The organism is Massilia sp. CT11-108, from assembly GCF_047302915.1.
GTDB classification, from domain to species: Bacteria; Pseudomonadota; Gammaproteobacteria; order Burkholderiales; family Burkholderiaceae_D; genus Telluria; species Telluria orientalis.
The window spans coordinates 1-645 of record NZ_JBKYMO010001133.1 but is presented as its reverse complement, the minus strand read 5'-3'; the positions used below and the strand labels follow the sequence as shown (position 1 = coordinate 645).

The 645-nt window shown below is 72.7% G+C and carries 1 pseudogene; it reads right to left on the bottom strand.

From position 1 onward, the window contains the following. A pseudogene (locus ACEN88_RS33590) lies at positions 1 to 645 on the bottom strand (hypothetical protein); the annotation flags it as partial.

Below are 645 nucleotides of genomic sequence, written 5' to 3'. Positions count from 1 at the left end.
ACCGCGTCGGCGTCCTGGGCCTGCGCGGTTGCCTGCGCCTTTGCCTGCGCCGTCGCTTGTTCCATTGCGAGCGCGCCGTCCCCGGCTGGCGCGTCCGGCTGTTCGACGTTTGTCAGCGCCGGCGCCACGTCTTCGCGCAACCGCTCGTGCTGTTCGCGCTGCGCACGGCGTTCGGCCAGCACGGCCGTCGCCTGGCGCAGGGCCGCGTCCAGTTCCTGCAGGGCCGCACGTTCCTGGGCGATCCAGCCCGCGCCGACCTGGAGCAGGGCAGCGAGCTGCTGTTCGTTGGCCACGCTTTCCAGCGCCGGGTCGCTGCCGTCGAATTCCTGGATCCAGTGTGCGAGCCGCTCGCCCGCATCGGCCAGCTCGCCCTGCAGGTCGGTGATGCGGCGCGCGGCCAGCGACTGCGCCTCGCGCACCCGTGTTTCCGCCTGCGCAGCCTGCAGGCTCGCGGCCTGGCAGGTATTCACGGCTTCGCGTGCCGCGTTCACGGCACCCACCAACTGTTGCTCGACATCGCGCGCGGCGCGGCCGTCGAACAGTTCCGCACGTTCGACGCGGCGCGCGGCCAGGTCCGCGTCCAGGCGGGCAAATTCGGCCTCCGCCTCGACGCCGAGCACGCCGCGCTGGCCACGCGTGTGGAAC